The sequence below is a fragment of the Arthrobacter roseus genome (assembly GCF_016907875.1).
Lineage (GTDB): Bacteria > Actinomycetota > Actinomycetes > Actinomycetales > Micrococcaceae > Arthrobacter_J > Arthrobacter_J roseus.
In genome coordinates, this window is record NZ_JAFBCU010000001.1 from 684961 (window position 1) to 703579 (window position 18619).

Sequence of the window (18619 nt, forward strand, 5' to 3'; positions counted from 1 at the left end):
GTCTCTCCTATCGCGTGAAGCTGGTGGCGGTGAGAATCTCGCGGATGACCCGGATCAGGTCATGGGCGTTCGGCAGTGCCGCGAGTTCGAGCGGTTTTGCATACGGGAGAGGAATTTCGGCGGCGGCGACCCGCCGTACTGGGGCATCGAGGTAGTCGAACGCTCCTTCCATGAGGGTCGCGGAAATTTCCGCACCGATACCGTAGCTAAGCCAATCATCTTCGAGCACCACTGCCCGGCTGGTCTTTCGAACCGAGGCGCACACCGTTTCCCTGTCCAGGGGTCGCAGGCTGCGCAAATCCACCACTTCCACGGAGATTCCTTCTTCTTCCAGCTGCCGAGCCACTTCCAGGGCCACCGTGGTCGCCCTGGAATACGTGATGACGCTTACATCCGTACCCTCCTTTACGACGGCGGCCCTGCCAATCTCGGCGATGTGCTCACCATCCGGCACATCACCTTTAGTGTTGTACAGGGCAAGGTTCTCAAGGAAGATAACGGGGTCGTCGTCGCGGATTGCCGCTGTTAACAGTGCCTTGGCGTCCGCGGGTGAGGATGGTGCCACAACCTTGAGCCCGGGTATGTGTGCGTACCAGACCTCCAGGTTCTGGGAGTGGGTGGCAGCAAGCTGCTGGCCTCCCCCGCCTGGCATCCGGATGACCAGGGGTACGGCCGTTTGGCCGCCGAACATGCCGTAGATCTTAGCGGCGTGATTCACAATCTGGTCGATGGCTATCAGGGAGAAGTTCAGGGTCATGATTTCCACCACTGGCCGCATACCGAGCATGGCGGCGCCGATGGCGGCACCGACAAAGCCTTCTTCGGCGATCGGTGTGTCGCGCACCCGTTCAGCACCGAATTCAGTCAATAGTCCTGCCGTGATTTTGTAGGAGCCTTCGAAGATCCCGATCTCCTCGCCGATCAGGATGACATTTTCGTCTCGGCTCAATTCGGCGCGCAGAGCGTCATTCAATGCCTGCCGGTAGGTTGTGACGGTCATTTGTGTTCCTTTTTCACCAGTCATCGGTCATCGGTCATCGGTTCCCGGTCACGGGCTGGCCCGGCAGTGTGTTGGGTGCATTGGCAACTGGGCTGGCGTAGGCGTAATCGAAGAGCTGATCAGGTGTTGGGTCCGGGCTTGCGTCGGCGAAGACGACGGCGGCCTCGACCAGCTCCAGCGCTTCGGCGTCGATGCGCTGAGCCTGGGATTCCTCCAGCAGGCCAGCCTCCAGCAGCTGATGGCGGAAGGCGGGAATCGGGTCTGCTGCCTGTGCCTGTTCGACGTCCCCGTGGGATCGGTACCGTGCAGGGTCAACCACGGAATGTCCGCGGAGGCGGTAACTGGTCAGCTCCAACAAGGACGGTTCCCGTTCAAGGCGTGCGCGCTCCAGCGCTCGTGCCGCCGCGTCGCGCACAGCGACGACGTCGTTGCCGTCCACGCGTTCACCGGGGATGCGGTAGGAACAGCCGCGTTTGTACAAATCGGGTTCACCGGAGGCGGCTTCGACAGTGGTAGCCATGCCGAGCCCGTTGTTGATGATGACGTACACGATCGGCAGGTGCCAAAGTGCTGCCAGGTTCAGGGATTCATGGAAGGCGCCGATGTTGGTCGTTCCGTCGCCGAGCTGGCACATGACGGCTTCCGCTTCGGGGCCCGGGGCGCCGCGGTAGCTCAGGGCCAACGCGGCCCCGGTGGCGGGTGGGATTTGTCCTCCCACAATTCCGTAGCCGCCGAGCATCCGGGTTTTGGTGTCGAACATGTGCATTGAGCCGCCGCGGCCCTTGGAGACTCCGGTGGTTTTTCCGAAGAGTTCGGCCATGACCGCTCCGGCTGCCATCCCGCGGGCCAGTGCATAACCGTGGTCACGGTAGTTGGTGAAAAGATAATCCCGGGGCTCCAATGCCGCCATCAGGCCGACCACACTGGCTTCTTCGCCCAAATTGAGGTGGCAGTACCCTCCGATTTTGGCCCGCTTATACATTTGGTCAGCCATCAGTTCAAATCTGCGGATGAGTGCCATCTGCCGGTAATACCCGATGAGAGTTTCCGGTGTTTCACTGCCGGGAAACGGCACGCCCGTTTGAGTTGTTCGCCCTGCATTTTCCGGTTCATTCCGACCGACCATCATGTTCCTCCCGCTATGCGCTTTCCTCTGTGTTGACTCCACCACGGCTGCTATGGGCCCGGGGGTTGTTCCTGAAGTTTGAAGGTGCCGGTGCCCCCGCATGTGGGGCAGTTCTCGGGAGGATCCAGCGCGCGGGTAGGTTCACCGCAAATTCCGCACGCCCATTCGGTGGTAAGTAATGCCACGACATCGCGGCGGCTGACAATACCTGCGAGTCGTCCGGCCTCAAGGACAGGCAGACGTCCCATCCGCTGATCCACCAGTAGAGACCGAATATCGGATATCCGCGTGTCGGGAGAAATGCTGACCACCCCGGCGCTCATCACCTCAGAGGCAGTACGTCCGGGCTTGGCCAGCACATCGTATTCACTGACCACACCCAGTACATGTCCGGATTCATCTACTACAGGGACAGCACTGATCTGATGCCGTCCCAGCACTCCGGCGATCTCTTCGACCGAAGCACTTGCCGGAACCGTGAAAACCGGCGTGCTCATAATGTCGGCCGCCACTGCGGGGATGTGCGTCGCAGCTGTGCGCAGACGCGCGGACGTATTCCGGGAAGCACCATCGCCTGTTAGCTCGCTCATACCATAAGTGTGCCCCCTGCGCGGCTGTACAAGCTGTAGAAGGAGAGCGAACACACGAAAAAGAGGGAAATAAAACCATCACTGCAGAACCAGTTCGGCCCACACCAACAGTCTGAGTGCGGACCGTCATTGCACCGTTCCAGCGCAGCGACGTTCCCCTCTGAGTCGACTGCGACAGTGTTCACAGCTTGTGAACGGTGAACGACATGATGTGCTTGAATTTCGAATACTGGACCGATGGCACGTCGACACCCGCTTGCTCGGCTACTTTCTCGAACTCACCTTGGGCGATCAGCCTGTGGGGCGAACGGTCGAGTTTGTGCAACAACGACGACGCCTTCGTGCGGGTCAGGTCGTAACCGCTGAAGGTTCCACCGGGACGCAGAACCCGACTGGCTTCGGTCACCGCAGCCTCCCAGTCGATGACATGGTGAAGCATCAGGAAACTCAACACCGTATCGTAGGCAGCGTCTTCGAACGGCAGCTTCGTGGCATCAGCGCTCTGTACGGATACGTTGGGAAGTGCGGTGAGCCGCTGCCGAGCGGCGGCAACCATCACTGGATCAAAATCGATGACGGTGAGCTGGCAGCCGGGATGATCAAGGACGATCGATTCAGCCATCGCCCCGCTGCCGCCACCTATTTCAAGAACGTCTTTGAATACCTCCGTCCCGCCGAGTGCCGCGTACGCGATCCGGCGGGCAATGACATTCCAGAGACCACTGCGGCACAGGACTTGCTCCATACGAGACATAGTGGGCACTCTCGACCTCCAATCATGAAAAGACTCTCAGGCTATCTATCCACTTTTTTCGGGCCAAGTCCAGGACCGATTTCTAAGTTGCTGTTGACACGACGATCCTCTCGAACCACGAAGAACTGCCGGTGCCACCAGGCCTGCCCTGAAGCGGCAGCCCCTCAAGGTGATTCTGACGACCTTCCGCCTCCGGTGTTTCCTTCAGGTGAGATACTTGAAACAAGCCACCGTCCCCGATGGCTATCTTTGATGCCGGTACCGGCATCATCAGATGGAGGAAACCATGGTTGATCCTAAAACGCTCCCTGAAAGTGACCCATACCGGCACACCATGCAGGTTCGTGCACGCTTAACGGAGCTTGCCGAGCATCTGCGTGAAGACGTGCAGAAGGTCGATGAACCGGGCTTTAAGGCGTTGTTTGAAACTGCGGCCGAGGTCCTCACAGGGTTGGAGACTGCGGTGGCGGGCTACGAGAAGAAAACCGGCCTCGATGCAGGCCTCCTCGAATAGTTCGACTGCCGCGACATTCCAGTGTGGTCTGACCCAGTTCCCCTAGCCAGGGGAGCTGGGTCTAACCACGCGGCGGCGGAACGACTTTTGCCGCGCCGGCACAGAGCGTCAGTAGTAGGTGTAGTAGATACGGCGTGGCTCCAAGACCACCCACCCTTGCTCTCCCAAGAAACTCACCCCGGTCACTGCAACTCCAATACGCAGATAAGGTCGTGGCGGATACTAGGATATTCTTGGCCTGTCAGGATCGATGCTTTTTCCGACGTTTGCCTGCGCGCGCTGATGCTGATGGCAACGACTTCGGACGCCGCGCCTCCGCGAGGTGGCTTTTGCGCCAACCCGACGGCCGCATGGACCTAGCGGACTGTGAAACCCCCGGGGCAACTCGACTGAACCATCAGTGCGGTCTGCGGACAGCTCTGCACGGTGCACGGGAGGCCTTTTACGTCGAACTGGACGACGTAGTCATTTCAAGCCTGTCGAACAACCGGTGGCAGATGAGCCCCGTCTTCGTGACGTTAGCCTAACCAGAAGAACGGCTCCAACAACAGGTGTCACCAGGGTCGAGACGGTGCTTCTCACCGCCAACAATTCCTTCACCGGGGCGGCTGACAAAGCTCAAGACTTGATCGGTGCCCTGACCGAGCTGACCTGCAGCTGTTACCAGATTTGTCGAGGAAATGAGCGTGGCGCCCAGCGATTCAACGAGCCGGCGCTTGCTTTCGCTGCCCGTACCGATCACGTTGAAGCCATGAACCCGCCCAATTTGTGCGGATGTGACACCCACATCGCCGCCAATGCCGAGGATCAGCAGTGTCTGACCTTTCTGTAGGTCCAGCTGGTGTAACCGTCGTACGCCGTTGCCCCAGCAACGGAACCCCAGCGGGGCCGATAGTTCGCGATCTGTGCCCATACATCCGTGTCATGGTGTTGTCCTTTTTGCCGATGACGTTCTCGATCTTCTTGCCGCAGGACGGGCAGGCGAAGTAGGGGCAGGAAAACCCTGTACTCCCTTTACGGATCATCGAGGTCGATGCCGCCTTGACACAGATCAAATAGTGGAGGCCTTGCTACCATGGGCCTCCACAACCCATCGTTCAATGGAAAGAGACTGATCGTGCAAAAAATATCTTTGACTGCACTTGCACGTCATCAGCTGGAGATCGCCCGCAACGCCTCCAGCGGTCGTAGTGCCGATACAGTGTTTGGTGGACACGAACATGTCATGCGCCAGACAATGATCGCTCTGCACGCGGGTTTCATCCTTAACGAACACGAAAACCCTGGCGAGGCCACCATATATGTCCTCAGCGGCCGGGTTTCAATGACCGCGGAAGGTGAAGCGTGGAACGGCTCACCAGGAGACCTACTCGTCGTGCCGGACGCCCGGCACGCACTCGAAGCCGTAGAAGATTCCGTGGTCCTGCTGACAGTAGCCAAACACCAATGAATCTCATACATCAACCATGAACACTCTATGATCGTCGGCAGGCTGCGGAAGATCGCCCATCCTGACGAGGCCGGGCTGCAGAAGAGCCGAGAGCCCGCAATACGTACTGGTAGGGATTCTCTCGTGCGGTTGAAAATGAGCACCAATCCGCTCCAGCAAGACAGCTTCCCGTTTTCTCACTCTTGGAAGTGAGCCAACCATAGATCGGGACCGAAAACTTCGTAGTGAATGTCCCTGACGGGAACGCCCCGTTGACGTCCATGAACCCGGCGAGTTACCCGTTAAACAGCTCTCCGGTCTCCAGCTTCTCGACAAGCCGGGTGGTCATAGACGCATCGGGGAGTTTCCCAACATCTTCTGTTATCTACTCACGAAGGGCGAAGCAAACGAAGGAGTTGCCCGCGTGGAGCGGCATCATTTTTCGTTGTGAACCGGACTGAACTAAATGTGAGAGCATTTCGGCCGTGGGAGTGATACCGATTCCCACGCTGGCGAAAACGACCGGTCGGTCGACATTTCACCGTCAGGTTCGTGGAGGCGGCCGTTGACCGGTTTGACGGAGAACTGACGATGCAGGCCGTCGTCGGCCCGGTTCAGGCTCTACTGTCGTGGCTGATAAAACGTGACGACGTCCGGACACTCAGGGATATTGCCGTGAGATCCTGCCGCTGCCGGCACCAACCGGTGCTGCCCTCACTATCGAAACCCTTGAAGACCTCGTAGAGGAACTGGTGGGCGAAATTTACGCCTGCGCATCGGCCGTGTCCGCGTACTGCCGGTGAACGGGACGAAGGAGAACAGGCCGGCACGGAATCTGGCTAGCGGCGTCGGGACCGCATTATTGCCTTGCGGATCTCCTCAACCCACAGAACGGAGGATCCAACGAGCAACGCCAGTCCCCACTGCGCGGAACTAAGTGCGGTGGTGTCGAAGAACCCCTGCAGCATGTCGAGGTTTACCACCAGGACCTGCAGCACCACCACCGCCAGCAGGGCAACCCAGATGCTGTAGTTGGTGAACGTCTGCAGCGAAAACACAGAACCCAATTCCGAGCGCACGTTGAGCAGATTGAAGACCTGGAAGAAAACGAAGGTGGTGAACGCCAGCGTGGTCGGAAGCAGTGGATCGCTCGAACTTTTAGGGAACAGACCGGGCGCCAGGACGAGAACGGCGGTGGTGCCTGCCGCCATGACGACGCCGAGTCCCAGGATCCGCAGCAGCCGGCCGCGTGTCAGCAACGGCTCATCGGCAGGACGTGGCTTTTGTTTCATGATGTCCGGCTCGGCCGGATCCACACCCAGGGCGAGGGCGGGCGGACCATCCATAATGATGTTCACCCATAGGATCTGCAACGCTGTAAATGGCGCCCCGCCGGCCAGCCCGAGTACACCTGCGGTGACGAATATGAGAACGAAACCCCACGCCGTCGTCAGCTGAAACTTCACGAACTTGATGATGTTCGCGTAGATCCCGCGGCCTTCCTCGACAGCGGAGATGATGGTGGCGAAGTTGTCATCGGTTAAGATCATTTTCGCGGCGCCCTTGGAGACATCCGTGCCCGTGATGCCCATGGCGATTCCAATGTTCGCCTGCTTCAGCGCCGGAGCATCATTCACGCCGTCGCCGGTCATCGCCACAATATTGCCCTCCTGCTGCAGCGCCTTGACTACCCGGATCTTGTGCTCGGGCGCCACTCGCGCGAGCACACCGAATCCTGCCACGCGTCGGTTGAGCTCATCGTCGTCCAGGTCATCCAGCTCCGTACCCGAGGCGGCCTCGCCGGGGATGCCCAGCTGTCTCGCGATGGAGGACGCAGTAACCAGATGGTCGCCGGTGATCATATGCACGGCGATTCCTGCGGCTCGTGCGGTGGCGATGGCGTCTGCGGCCTCGGTCCGCGGCGGGTCCACGATGCCGACGATGGCGTAGATGGTCAGGTTGTCGGCGACAGCGCGGAGTTCATCGCCGTCTGTGGGAAGTTCACTGTCCAGCCGGCGTCCGGCAATCATCAATGTGCGTAGACCTTCGGCCGCCATCGCTTGGATATCGTGATGGACCATCGTCCGGCCCTTTTCGGTCAGCGGCAGGATGCCTTCGGGGGTGAGGATCGAATTCGCCCGTTCCAGAAGCACGCCCGGGGCACCCTTGACGAAGCAGCGGAACCTAGCCGGCGTGCTGTCTCCCTTGGTGAAGTTCTGTTCGTGGAAGGTGACCATGAACTTGTAATCGGAATCGAACGGCACTTCCGCCACCCTAGGGTGGTTGGCACGGACACCTTCGACGTCGATCCCACCTTTTTCTGCCAGCGCCACCAGCGCGCCTTCAGTCGGATCGCCCACGAGCTTGCCGTCCCGGATCCAGGCGTCGTTGCAGAGAGCCATGGATACGAGGGCATCCGACATGGCGGGCACCGGCTCACCGTCACTACTGAGGATTTTCCCGTCCGTGGCGTACCCCTCACCGGTGATGCGGAATGAACGGCCCGTCGCGTGCAGACGACGAGCTGTCATTTCGTTCAGGGTCAATGTGCCGGTCTTGTCCGTCGCAATGTGCGTTGTGCTGCCGAGCGTTTCGACGGCCGAGAGCTGTTTGATGATGGCGCCTCGGCGAGCCATGCGGGAGGCACCCATGGCGAGGGTGAAAGCGACCACGGCCGTCAGACCTTCCGGAATAGTGGCCACGGCGAGGGAAACAGCGGTGATGAGCAGCTCAGACCAGGATTGCCCGCGAAGGAGGCCAAGTATGAATACGACGGCGACTACCGCGAGTGCGACGGCGGTCAGCAGTTGTGCGAGCTGGTCGATTCTTCTTTGCAGCGGAGTTTTCTCATTACCTGCTCCTTCGAGCAGGGTGGCTATGCCTCCGATTTGGGTGTCCATGCCGGTGCCGGTGACCACCATGAGTGCCCGTCCCCGGCTAACATTCGTGTTCATGAAGAGCATGTTCGTGCGGTCGCCGAGTGGTAGGGCAGGATCGTCTAGGGCGTCATTGGTCTTGATCGCAGGCTGCGATTCGCCGGTCAGGGATGCCTCTGCCACCTGCAACCGTGCCGCCTCCAGAATCCGGCCGTCGGCGGGAACGGTCTCGCCTGCTTCGAGCAAGACAATATCCCCGGGCACCAGTTCTTCGTTGGAGACTTCAACTTCTCGGCCGTTTCGGCGGACCCGTGAGGTGTCCACCGACATTTTGCGCAGGGCTGCGAGGCTGTTTTCCGCACGGCTCTCCTGCACATAGTTCAGGACCGTGTTCAGGGTTATCACCGCAAGGATGACTACTGGTGTCTCCCACTCCCGCGACACGATGGCGCTCACGATCGCGGCCATGACGAGCACGAGGATCATCTTGTCCGCGAGTAGGCCCAGGATCTTCTTCCAGGCTGGCGCCTTCGCTTCATCCACCAGAACGTTCGGTCCGGACTTCTCCCGCCGGGCGCCCACTGCCGAGGCGGTGAGCCCGACGGAGGGGTCTACGTCTAGTGCGGCTGCGGTATCGGCAGCTGATTGGGTGTGCCAGTCCATTTCTGTTGTACCAAGAACCATCGGAAGTTCTCCTTCGTTGGGCTAGTCAGCCCGGGTTGCTTGGTCAATTGCCGCAGGGCACCGCCTAGGGCGTCGAGCTTGGGCTCCGGACAGAGCGCCTCCGGTGAACCGGCTCCGCCTTCCAGAAGTAGCCGTTCCAGTTCGTCCAGGTCCGTCAAATGACGATTGCGTCGCAGCCGCTGAGTAGTTGCGTGGTTCACCTTGTTTATCGTCAATGCTCATGCTGTAAGTCTCGCAGGCATCACAGCCATGGTCACAGACTCCAGTGTCCCGGTATGAAGCGGATTAATCGCCATCGGGTTCGCCCGGAAACTGACCGGCTGCAAGCGACCGTTATTAAGTGGTGGCCAGAGATCCAAACACGAGGCATCTTCTGCCATTCCACAGCAAAGAATCGGCGGGCCCCGGTTTCCCTAGGACCCGCCAATTTCTTATGTGGTTACTGCAGTCGGTTAGCGACCGCCGCAGTCACCCGTTACGTCGTCAACCAGTCGGTTGATGAACGCCGCCATAGCATCACGCTTGACGGATTCAACCGGGTGGTAGGAACCATCCGGGTAACCGGTGGAAACGCCGGTCTCCTTCATCCAGGAGATCTCGCGCTGGAACAGGTTGTTCACCTCAACGTCCGTGAACGGCTTGGTGTTCGGCGCCTCATAATCCGCCGCCGCATCAATGGAGCAGATTTCAGCAGCAAACCGGTTCATGAAGGCAGCCATTGCGTCACGATTGACCGGAGCCAACGGACGGTAGGTGCCATTCGGGTAGCCGTCAGACAACCCCGTTGCCTCCATCCAGGCCATCTCCTTGTAGAACTTGGTGTCAAGGGTGATGTCCGTGAACGGTGAGGTGGTCGGTGCATCGAAGGCGGGTTCGCCGGCAAGCCGGTACATGAACGCAGCCATCGCGTCTCGGTTGACCGTGCCGAACGGGCGGTACGTGCCATCCGGGTAACCGGTGGTCAAGCCTTCGTCGGCCATCCAGTTGATGTTCTGAGAGAACTTCAGGCTGTCCGGAACGTCGGAGAAGCGAAGCTTCCCGTCTTCAGCAACAACGATCTCGTCCTTGACGCCCTCGGCGTTGTGGTGGTGCAGGAAGAGAAGCTTGCCCGCGACGTCGTCCGCACTGCGGTGAACCAACAGTGTGGAAGCGTTCAGGTCAGCGAAAAGGGTGCTTTCCGATGAACCTTCTGCGCCCTCAAACCACATGGCAGGCTGGGTCAAGTTGAAACCGATCCAGTCAGTGGCGTCAATCGGAACATTGTTACCTTCGTCGTCAACGTTCAGCGGGTGCTCAGTGATGACGCGGTAGCTGATGTCCTGCGACTTTGTCAGATCCAGGCCAAGCGCGCTGGCGTAGATCGGCATGGTCACAACGTTGGTGTCGAAGGTGTTCGTGTCCACATCGCCAGCGAAATTGTTGACGAAGTTCAAGGAACCTTCAACAGGCTCGCTGGAGCCGTCTTCCTTGAGCTTGACGACCTCGAAGACAGACATATCCAGTCCCGCAATACGGGTTGTCGTAGCACTGAAGTCCGCCTTGTCATCGCCGGTGGTCTCGATCTCAACGGTGACGTAGCTGTTCTCGCCCAGCGAGTTCCAGTTCTGCCACGTGCTGATACCAACATTGAAGAGTCCGTCGTTGACGTCGCCCTCAGCAGCCGCAATGGCGGGAACGGTCGAAGCAGCACCAACCGCACGTAGATCCAGCTGATGTAGCGAGTCAAGCGACAGGCTCTCGGAGCGTGGGCTTTCAGCGCCGAGTACCAGCGGTGAAACCTTCGACAGGTACGCTGTGGAGCCTTCGCCCTGGTTCAGGTCGCGGCCCTTGAACGTTACGGGGACAGAGTCCGCGTTCGGGTCAAAGGTTACCTTCGCGCCAGCGGACATTTCCGACGTCGGCTGGGGGGCCGAGTAAACGGGAACGCGCAGCGCCGGAACGCCCTCGCTGGTGAACTGCACGCGGCCCGAAACATCGGCCAGGTACTGACGCGGCACGCCGAGCTGTGTTTTCTCAGCCGCCGGGTCAATCGTCTTGGCCAGCGCAGTGGGATCAGCGATCGTCAGGGTGACGACCGCTGTTGTGGACGCATTCCCCGGAACCAGAATGGTTGCAGAACCATCCTTCGCGGAACCAACGGTTACCTCAACGCCCGGCATGGTTGTTGCAGCCAGGTATTCGGCGGTGTAGGTGCGCACAGTCTCGGACTTGTTCTCGATCGTGATGTTCTTGGTGATCGAGACGGCTTTACTACCCAGTTCCACGATGCCGAAGTTGACCGAGGTCAGTTCTACGTTGTCCGCGGCAAAGGCAAAGACCGATGTTTCCAAAGCCTGCATGGCATCAACCCGGCCGGAGCCAACGCGGTTGGGCCCGTAAGCGATTTTGTCATCAGTGAGGATGTCGTGCGTTGCCGTATTCATGACAATGCTCTTGACTTCATAGGGGTTGAGCGTTGTTGCGCCGTAAACCAGGGCTGCGATGCCCGCGACGTTTGGCGTGGCCATTGACGTACCGCTCTTGACGGAAGCGCCATTGCCAGTGCCGACCGCGGCGGAACCGATGAGGGTACCGGGAGCAGCAATATCTGGTTTCACCACACCGTTAGAACCGTGGACGCCTCGCGATGAGCTGGCGTTCAGCGTATCCAAGGCACCGGTTTCAGCGGTTCCGGTTGCAATGTAACTGGCATCCAGCTGAACTTCGAGCGTGCCATCCTCAGCGGAAGGACGCAGCTTGTCCGAGAACGTATTGGTGAACTGAATGCCCGGGATGGTTGCGTTGCCGCCGATACCGGACTCGAAGACCGAGCGCGGCGAATCGAGGACTACACCTTCCGCGCCAGCAGCTTCAGCGTTATCAAAACGCTGCTTCGAACCGCAAGGGAAAGCACCGCCTTCTTCCCACTGGATCCAGACCCATTTGCCTGCGAGGGAATCTGCGGCAAATGCATCACAACCGAATTTGTTGGCTGCAGGCGCCATGACAACGGTGCCGTTGAGCTCTTCCTCGGTGGCTTTCGTGTAATCGAAGTTAGCGCTGTACTGGCCTGAAGCGGAACCCGCGACGCCGGACGGAGCAAGAACCTCTGCGCGGTCCAGGGTGACCTGAGAACCGACGGAGTTAGCAACGGTCAGCGCGGAAGCCGCGCTGCCCGGTGTGCCACCGACATCGTAGATGTCGCCGTCGTTACCGGAAGCGACCACGGAGAGCACGCCCTGCGCCGTCAGCGCGTTGACGATGTCCACCTCGGGGTCATCTGGCAGACCGAAGTTGGATCCCAGGGACATGTTGACAACCTGAGCACGGTCGCTGAAGTCGCCGTCCTTGTTGGGGTCCAGCACGTAATCGAGTGCCTGACCGACAACGCTGGAGGAGCCTTCGCAACCAAAGACGCGAATGGCGACCAGCTTGGCGTCCGGCGCGGAGCCTGGGCCGATCTTCATGTCGTTGACTTGCTCAGCTGTCAGGGTTGAGTAGTCACCGTCGAAAGTGGTGCCGTCGGCAGCGACTCCGTAGCCTGCAGCAGAACCGGCAACGTGGCTACCATGGCTCTGGCAGTCCAACGGATTGGCATCCGGCTGAGGGATCCGGTTTGCTGCGACCGCTGAGCCGGCGTCGTAGTCATCACCAACGAGGTCCCAGCCGCCTGCGTACTTCTCGGCGTCGAACAGGCTTGGATCCGGGGCTGTAGCCTCGGCTGCCTGAGCCTTTTCAAAGGCTTCGACCGTACCCGGACCACCGAAATCGGCGTGGGTGTAATCAAGGCCGGTGTCGAGAACGGCGATGGTGACATCTTTACCGGTCTGATCCCGCTCAACCCATGAAGAAAGGGCGTTGGTATCAGCTACCGCGCCCTTGTTTTCATACGTTTTGGGGATGATGCCGCTGATCTTGACGACGTCGCTTCGCTTCGCGATTTCGCGGATTGCTTCTGCATCACCGGTGATAGCAACACCGGGAATGGTGTTGGTGGTGGTGTAGATGTGGGTGGCGGCGGCGGCCTTGGTGACTTCCTGCGCCTTGGCCTCGATGTCAGCCCTGATGGACTTGACCTTAGCTACCTTGTCGACTGGATCTGCGCCCTCAAGGCGAACCTCCAGCGGCTGCGTCTGCTCAAAGGCGCCCTTGCCCTCGAACTGAATAAACACGGAAACAGGACCCTGTTTGGTGCGCAGGTCCTGGGTGATTTTGAGATCCGGACGTTTCTGGTTTTGATTCTGAATGCCTGTGGCCGTAGCTTCGCCCTGCGACGAATTGTCTACAGCCAAAGCAGGCGTCCACATGCTGCCGGCGAGCGCAAGGCCTGTTAGCGATGCCAACACGGCCTTTCCGGCTCCCCGGTGGTGTGACTTGCTCATACTGCTCCTTAAAGAAGGTCAGTCAGGACCGATTTGCCGAGTCTTCTGTTAAGTGTCCCCGAACCGCTGTTGACGTGGCCATGACAGGTGTGAGTGATGTTGCTGCGTTACAAGATGCGTGTCAACAGACAGGTATAGCCCTCCAACCGAATGGTTTACCCAAAGAACAGCTTCATGTGGTTGCCGTCACAAGTCAACAGCTGTCCACCAATTTGAGACACAATAAATGGCGCGTCCGAGGAACGCTATGCGCGCGGCGCCAACCGATCCTTCAACCGGCGGTAACGACGGCGCAGCAAACTCACCAGAGAAGCGTCGCTGACTGCTTCCTCGAGCCGCCCCAGGCGCTCGGACAGCTGGCGGTTCTGCTCCAACGACTGTAGGAGTAGATCCTCCGCGTAGTTCTTGCGCTGATGCAGGTGATCGGCGAGCTGGGACTCGTGTTTGGTCAGGTAGAGCAGCGCACCGAGGCCGTTGTCCTTGACGTGTTCCTTGAGGTGCCGCTCCCTCACCAGCAGGTCCAGCCGTTGATGCTCGTCACTTTTGGCGATGACACTGTTCCCCAGGGCACCGGTAGCCTCCCTGCGGTGATGCCAGAAAGCTAGCGGCTCCTCACCGATGAAACTCATGGTGTGAGCGGACAATACGCGCAGCAGGAACTCCCAGTCGCCCACGGCCGAGAGGTCCTCGTCGAAGTAGCCGACGTCGTCGTGCAGGGTCCTGCGGTACAGCACCGAAATTGGAACGAAACGGTTGACGCGGAGGATGTCGAACAGGGTCACGGAGGTGACGTCGGGCTCGAAAATCTCACGTGCCACTTCCACGATGCGGGTCCCGAGAACCCGCTCGAAGACCATCTCCGTGCGCACTGCAACACCGGCGTCATTACTGCCCCTCAGCCGGTCTACGGTCCGGGTGAGGAAATCCGGGTGCCAGGTGTCATCGTCGTCGTGGACGACGATGAATTCTGATTCGCTGGACCGGATGCCGTGATTCGCGGCGGCCTCCATGCCGACTGACTCGTCGTGGTGGATCACCTGTACCCTGTCACCCAGGGCCGACGAGTGTTGCTCGACGACGTCGTCGACTTCGGCAACCGAACCGCCGTCGTTCACAATGACCAGCGTCCAGTCCTGAAGGGATTGCCCCAGGACATCGCTGACGGCTCGCTCCAGTAGTAGGCCCCGGTCCGTCGTTCTCATAACGATGGCGACGGCGGGTTGGGCCTTGTTCACTGGTGTTCCTTTCGGTGCAGCACACGCGCCTTGGCGGATGCCACAGTTCGGATTGCTTTGAAACTGCGGGAGTTGAACCAGCCTTCGAGTTCGGCACGGGCGTCGTCGGCCCGTCTGCGCTGTCCCTCAAGCTGCGACTCGAGGTGTTCGCGCTCGGCCCGCAGATGGGCGAGCTCGGCGGACTGGGCCAAAAATATGCACGTTCCGACGTCCGAGAACCAAGCACCCTGCGGCGCAAGTTCCGGAATGGTCGGCAGCTGAGGTGGCTCAGGCGCGTTCCCGTTGAGACCGCGCACGACGGCGTCCCACCAGCGATCGTGGTGTTCTCGAAGAGCCGGATGTGCGGCTTTCAAATGATCGCGGATCTCTGTTCGCCGGTTCCACGCCTCGGTGATGGCCTCCTTGAAGGCAGACCCGACGAGGTCGGGAAGCGAGAGCGCGAAGCCGCCCAATCCCCAGTTCGCCAGTGTTCCGCGCAGCCGTATCTCGCTGTAGTCCTCGACGGCGAGGGCGACGCACGGCAAAAGGGCATCCGTTGCGAAAACCGCAGGATGGTAGCGCGAGGTGATGACCATGGAGGCTCCAGCGGTGAGCGCTGCTGTCGATGCTGCGTCAGTGATGGGCCGCAACTCCACGTTCTCCGACTTCATTTCCTGCGCGATCCGGGCGTGCATTGCTTCGTCGCCGTCGCCCGCGCCCTCGATTGCCATGTGAGGCAGGAAAACAATGGGCAGCCCGGTAATGCGCGACGCATGGTCCAGGGACGCGGCCACGTGTTTGATGAACATTTCCGGCGGCATGGACCCCGTGCCGGAGGCAAAAGTTGCAGCGATATACGCTCCGGCAAGCTGACCCTGTACGTTCTGGGACGCAGTTGCATAGAAAGAGGCATCATCCAAGCACGGAACCACGTTGTTGTTGTCCGTCAGTTCCCTGCCCAGAGCCAGAGTCGATGCCTCGCGGGCGCCAAAAACGACGGCGTTGTGCACCAGCTCTGCGGCGACGTCGCGGTCACGGCGTACCAGTGTTGGCCCCAGTGTCTGGCCGGAGATCACCACTGGCAGGCCGAGTTTGCGAGCAGTCGCGGCCACGGCCGCCCGCTCAAACAGCAGCCATCCGTACATGGAGTTCAGGTTGCCACCGCCTGCAATGAGAAGGGCGTCGCAGGTTCGCAGCGTACCGGCAAGCCGTCGTGCGTCCTCCTGGCCGTCGTCGTCGGTCACCACCGCGTCGAAATACGATTCCCGTTCCAGCGGAGACCAGGGGAACGGCAGGCTTGGGGCGGATGCGCATCCGAAACGCTGCTGCGAGTCTGCCGGATTCCGGCTCAGCACAACAACATCGCTCAGGCCTCGCTGCTCCAGTTCGTGGACGGCGGCATGAGTCATGGCTTCATCGCCAACATGGTAAATGGGCTGGCCTACGTCCCCGAGTACTGCAATTCTCATCTGCTTGTGACCTTATTACTCCGCACGTCCCGCCTAGCCAGCCTGAACGGCTGCGCCACCCTGCCAGAGTGCGTCGAAAGGGGCATTGGAGGACACTCGATTGCGGATGCCCTCGGTCACGAATGCTTTCGCTGTCCGCGCGGCATCAAGAGGAGTTGTGCCCTTGGCCAGCTCGGCGGCTACGGCTGCTGCCAGCGAACAGCCAGCTCCGCTGACGGCAACTTCACCGATCTTCGGTGCGCTGAGCACCTCGAGCTGATCGCCATCGTAGTAGATGTCGATGGCGTCCTTGCCTTCTAATCTCACGCCACCCTTGGCCAGGACGATGGCACCGCTCTCGTCGTGAATCTTGCGGGCGGCGGTTTTGAGGTCCTCGACAGTGGTGATTTTCATACCGGACAGGGATTCGGCTTCGAAGTGATTGGGCGTGACAAAAGTGGCCAGCGGAAAGAGATTGGCCTTGAGAGCCTGGTCCGTATCCAGTGCAGCGCCGGGTTCCTGACCCTTGCAGATCAGCACTGGGTCCAGGACCACGTTTTTCCAGTCCTGCTTCTTCAGTGCTGCCGCAACGGTGTCGATGGTGGCAGGGGTGCCCATCATGCCCAGTTTCACGGTGTCCAGCTGCCCGGAGTAGCACTGCTGGATCGCTTCGAGCTGGTCCGAGATGACCTGGGCTTCAACCGGAACGAACCGATGATTCCAGTTATCCTTCGGGTCAAAGGACACAATGCACGTCAGAGCCGTGATGCCGAAAACGCCGAGCTCTTGAAAGGTCTTGAGGTCCGCTTGGGCACCAGCGCCGCCAGTTGCTTCCGAACCGGCGATCGTCAGTGTGATGGCAGGAGACGATGTGTTGTGGGACATACCCCTATCTTGCTACGTCAGGGGCCGTGATGGCGAGCCCGTAATCAGCTTGATAGCAATCTGCCCCCTCCGCCGAGCCCGGGAGGTCATATGGCACAGTGGACCGTGTGAGCCCAGCAAAGCCGACAGCGCATGGCGTAAACACACCCGATCGGGGCACCGACAGGCTGTGGCGGGGGATGTCTCGCGCAGAGCGCGACGCCGGACGTCGGCAACGACTGCTCGACGCCGGACTGCAACTTTTTGCGACGACAGGCTACATGGCCACGACCGTTCAAGGCCTCTGCCGCGAAGCCGGAGTATCGTCCCGCTCGTTCTACGATTACTTTTCGTCACGCCAGGAACTACTGGAAGCCCTCTACGTCCTGTCGGCCCAAGACATAGAAACACGACTCAAGGGGTTGCAGATAGCCAGCGGAGACACTGTGGAGGATGTGATCCTGCGTGGTGTTCACGCCAGCGTCGGGCCCATGCTCGAGGATGAGCGGCTGGGCCGCGTCGTCGAAATCGAATCCGTCGGCGTCTCACCGGCCCTCGAAACCCGGCGGCGCGAGATGAACGCCCGCATTGCCGGCGCCATTGATGCGATGCTGCTCGAGCTGATGCGCCGGGGCCTCATCCGCGAATTTCCTATCGGGCTGGTGGGACTCATGATCGTGGGCGGGATGACAGAAGCCCTCATCGCGCACCTGAGCAAACCCGAATCCGAGAGGCCCCAGTCACTGGACTTCGTCACGGACATGGCGCACGTCATCGTCCGTATCGCTGTTGCTTAGCGCAGTCCTTCGCATAAGGCCAAAATCTCTGGATCACTGGTCAGCCTATCCAGAGTGCTCCGACCCAGCGCACTCATTCCAGGGTTCGAGTCTCGGTAGTACCAGACGAGACCCATGGCCTGTTGGAATGCCCAGGCAGCGCCAGGTAGCCACTCAACGACACTGCAGTTAAGACCGGCGCGGAGCTTTGACCGCGCACCAGCATCCAACAAGTGCCACGCGGCAACAAGATCAAGCGCCGGATCAGCGGCCCCGAACCCACCCCCATCGAGAATGCCAACCAACCGTTCGCCGCTGATCAGAAGGTTGCCCGGGATCAGATCTCCGTGAGTCATGACATCGGAACCCGCAGGCGGCAAAGCCCGGAACCGCGCCCAGAGACCGCGAAGCAGACCGACGTCGAGTAAGCCTGCACTTTCACGAAAGCAGAGTTCCATCCACTCATCGGAATCAGACAAGCGTCCGCCTCGACCGGGTCCCGAGAAGTGGCGGCCTCCCGTGTCAGCTGCGCGAAAAGTACTGATGAGCACCACCAGGTCCTCGACGAACTTCGTAGAGCCGGCCAAGCCCGTCGGTGTGGCAACCTCGCCCGGTAGCCAGGTCTGAACAGACCACGGCAGTGGGTACATGGCGGCCGGCCTACCGATGGCGACAGGCTCGGTAACTGGGAATGGGCAGCACAGGGCCAGCTCACCCTGGGCTGCCGCTTCACGACGCACATCTGTGAGCACCTGGTCTGGATTTCCTCCACGTAATGGGAGGCGCGCCGCGAAGTCATCGCCAATGCGGAAGATCGCATTGACCGTGCCCTCCGTTGCGATGCGGCGGACGGGCTCGCGTCGCCATTCCGGAAACTGCTCCACAATTAACTGACGAACCATGTCATCGTCGAGGTGGAGCTCGTCGTCGTGCATTGGCATCTGACAAAAGTATCCCACGGCGGCTTGCTGCTGTGGCGTCGG

The 18619-nt window shown here is 60.1% G+C and carries 14 protein-coding genes; 3 read left to right on the plus strand and 11 right to left on the minus strand.

The features are described from left to right. Positions 1–7: 7 nt before the first annotated feature. From JOE65_RS03670 to JOE65_RS03685, 4 genes are all read right to left on the minus strand, one after another. The gene (locus tag JOE65_RS03670) at positions 8–1000 is read right to left on the minus strand and encodes an alpha-ketoacid dehydrogenase subunit beta (RefSeq protein ID WP_205161965.1); all 993 of its coding nucleotides are present in this window, start codon (positions 998–1000) and stop codon (positions 8–10) included. A gap of 34 nt (positions 1001–1034) precedes the next feature. Continuing rightward, positions 1035–2129, minus strand: a complete 1095-nt coding sequence (pdhA, locus tag JOE65_RS03675; protein ID WP_420827483.1) for a pyruvate dehydrogenase (acetyl-transferring) E1 component subunit alpha — start codon at positions 2127–2129, stop codon at positions 1035–1037. 47 nt (positions 2130–2176) lie between these two features. Beyond that, complete coding sequence (locus JOE65_RS03680) at positions 2177–2716, minus strand: CBS domain-containing protein (RefSeq protein WP_205161966.1); 540 nt, start codon at positions 2714–2716, stop codon at positions 2177–2179. A gap of 181 nt (positions 2717–2897) precedes the next feature. Further along, complete coding sequence (locus JOE65_RS03685; protein WP_205161967.1) at positions 2898–3470, minus strand: class I SAM-dependent methyltransferase; 573 nt, start codon at positions 3468–3470, stop codon at positions 2898–2900. A 286-nt stretch (positions 3471–3756) separates the two neighbouring features. Between JOE65_RS03685 and JOE65_RS03690 the strand changes: the two genes are divergently transcribed. Next, positions 3757–3984 (plus strand): hypothetical protein, encoded by a 228-nt coding sequence (locus tag JOE65_RS03690; protein ID WP_205161968.1) that lies wholly within the window; start codon positions 3757–3759, stop codon positions 3982–3984. A gap of 523 nt (positions 3985–4507) precedes the next feature. On the opposite strand, the gene JOE65_RS03695 is transcribed toward JOE65_RS03690, so the two are convergent. After that, entirely contained in the window at positions 4508–4897 is a 390-nt protein-coding gene (locus tag JOE65_RS03695; protein ID WP_205161969.1) for a hypothetical protein, read from the minus strand. A gap of 204 nt (positions 4898–5101) precedes the next feature. Between JOE65_RS03695 and JOE65_RS03700 the strand changes: the two genes are divergently transcribed. Further along, a complete protein-coding gene (locus tag JOE65_RS03700; RefSeq protein WP_205161970.1) occupies positions 5102–5434 on the plus strand; it encodes a cupin domain-containing protein in 333 nt (110 codons plus the stop codon). 818 nt (positions 5435–6252) lie between these two features. Here the strand turns inward: JOE65_RS03700 and JOE65_RS03705 are convergent. The 5 genes from JOE65_RS03705 to thiD all read right to left on the minus strand — a co-directional run bounded on the left by JOE65_RS03705 (position 6253) and on the right by thiD (position 16881). Further along, positions 6253–8973, minus strand: coding sequence for a cation-translocating P-type ATPase (locus JOE65_RS03705; RefSeq protein ID WP_205161971.1), 2721 nt, complete (start codon positions 8971–8973; stop codon positions 6253–6255). A 452-nt stretch (positions 8974–9425) separates the two neighbouring features. Then, positions 9426–13334 carry a S8 family serine peptidase gene (locus JOE65_RS03710; protein WP_205161972.1) on the minus strand — a complete coding sequence of 1303 codons (3909 nt, stop codon included), beginning with the start codon at positions 13332–13334 and terminating at the stop codon, positions 9426–9428. A gap of 245 nt (positions 13335–13579) precedes the next feature. Further along, positions 13580–14569 carry a glycosyltransferase gene (locus JOE65_RS03715; protein ID WP_205161973.1) on the minus strand — a complete coding sequence of 330 codons (990 nt, stop codon included), beginning with the start codon at positions 14567–14569 and terminating at the stop codon, positions 13580–13582. Continuing rightward, the gene (locus JOE65_RS03720) at positions 14566–16017 is read right to left on the minus strand and encodes a polysaccharide pyruvyl transferase family protein (protein WP_205161974.1); all 1452 of its coding nucleotides are present in this window, start codon (positions 16015–16017) and stop codon (positions 14566–14568) included. The genes JOE65_RS03715 and JOE65_RS03720 overlap by 4 nt, the downstream gene beginning before the upstream one ends. A 33-nt stretch (positions 16018–16050) precedes the next feature. Beyond that, positions 16051–16881 (minus strand): bifunctional hydroxymethylpyrimidine kinase/phosphomethylpyrimidine kinase, encoded by an 831-nt coding sequence (gene thiD / locus JOE65_RS03725; RefSeq protein ID WP_205161975.1) that lies wholly within the window; start codon positions 16879–16881, stop codon positions 16051–16053. Between the two features lie 179 nt (positions 16882–17060). On the opposite strand from thiD, the gene JOE65_RS03730 reads away from it, so the two are divergent. Next, a complete protein-coding gene (locus JOE65_RS03730) occupies positions 17061–17657 on the plus strand; it encodes a TetR/AcrR family transcriptional regulator (RefSeq protein WP_205161976.1) in 597 nt (198 codons plus the stop codon). On the opposite strand, the gene JOE65_RS03735 is transcribed toward JOE65_RS03730, so the two are convergent. Continuing rightward, complete coding sequence (locus JOE65_RS03735) at positions 17654–18577, minus strand: aminoglycoside phosphotransferase family protein (protein ID WP_239536609.1); 924 nt, start codon at positions 18575–18577, stop codon at positions 17654–17656. The genes JOE65_RS03730 and JOE65_RS03735 overlap by 4 nt on opposite strands. Positions 18578–18619 lie beyond the last annotated feature (42 nt).

What these genes read in the sequence shown, in the direction of transcription:
- JOE65_RS03670 (WP_205161965.1), bottom strand. Translation starts at nt 1,000, where the DNA reads ATGACCGTCACAACCTACCGGCAGGCATTGAATGACGCTCTGCGCGCC.
- pdhA (WP_420827483.1), bottom strand. Translation starts at nt 2,129, where the DNA reads ATGATGGTCGGTCGGAATGAACCGGAAAATGCAGGGCGAACAACTCAA.
- JOE65_RS03680 (WP_205161966.1), bottom strand. Translation starts at nt 2,716, where the DNA reads ATGAGCGAGCTAACAGGCGATGGTGCTTCCCGGAATACGTCCGCGCGT.
- JOE65_RS03685 (WP_205161967.1), bottom strand. Translation starts at nt 3,470, where the DNA reads ATGTCTCGTATGGAGCAAGTCCTGTGCCGCAGTGGTCTCTGGAATGTC.
- JOE65_RS03690 (WP_205161968.1), top strand. Translation starts at nt 3,757, where the DNA reads ATGGTTGATCCTAAAACGCTCCCTGAAAGTGACCCATACCGGCACACC.
- JOE65_RS03695 (WP_205161969.1), bottom strand. Translation starts at nt 4,897, where the DNA reads ATGGGCACAGATCGCGAACTATCGGCCCCGCTGGGGTTCCGTTGCTGG.
- JOE65_RS03705 (WP_205161971.1), bottom strand. Translation starts at nt 8,973, where the DNA reads ATGGTTCTTGGTACAACAGAAATGGACTGGCACACCCAATCAGCTGCC.
- JOE65_RS03710 (WP_205161972.1), bottom strand. Translation starts at nt 13,334, where the DNA reads ATGAGCAAGTCACACCACCGGGGAGCCGGAAAGGCCGTGTTGGCATCG.
- JOE65_RS03720 (WP_205161974.1), bottom strand. Translation starts at nt 16,017, where the DNA reads ATGAGAATTGCAGTACTCGGGGACGTAGGCCAGCCCATTTACCATGTT.
- thiD (WP_205161975.1), bottom strand. Translation starts at nt 16,881, where the DNA reads ATGTCCCACAACACATCGTCTCCTGCCATCACACTGACGATCGCCGGT.
- JOE65_RS03730 (WP_205161976.1), top strand. Translation starts at nt 17,061, where the DNA reads ATGTCTCGCGCAGAGCGCGACGCCGGACGTCGGCAACGACTGCTCGAC.
- JOE65_RS03735 (WP_239536609.1), bottom strand. Translation starts at nt 18,577, where the DNA reads ATGCCAATGCACGACGACGAGCTCCACCTCGACGATGACATGGTTCGT.